The sequence below is a fragment of the Pseudomonas sp. SIMBA_068 genome, from assembly GCF_046534705.1.
Lineage (GTDB): Bacteria > Pseudomonadota > Gammaproteobacteria > Pseudomonadales > Pseudomonadaceae > Aquipseudomonas > Aquipseudomonas putida.
In genome coordinates, this window is the sequence record NZ_JAWRYI010001006.1 from 1 (window position 1) to 255 (window position 255).

General features: G+C 42.7%; 1 protein-coding gene. It reads left to right on the forward strand.

Going from position 1 to position 255, the window contains the following annotated elements:
* The coding region (locus SB756_RS32460) for a fimbrial-like protein (protein ID WP_410913556.1) at positions 1-255 on the forward strand (255 nt) is incomplete at both ends.

Here is a 255-nt window from a genome sequence, read left to right on the forward strand (position 1 = left end):
GTGGGATATTTTTCAGATAATGTTACTCCTGAAAGCTATCAACCAGGTGGAAAAGAGTTCACTGTCACAGTATCAGACTGTGCATTACAGGGAACTGGCGATGTGCTTAATCAGTTACATATTGATTTTAGAGCCCTTAGCGGTGTCATGGCTGCAGGTTCAAGGCAAATATTTGCCAATGAAGTCGCAACCGGGGCTAAAAATGTCGGTGTCGTTCTCTTTTCCATTCAGGACCCGACCAATATATTCAATGTT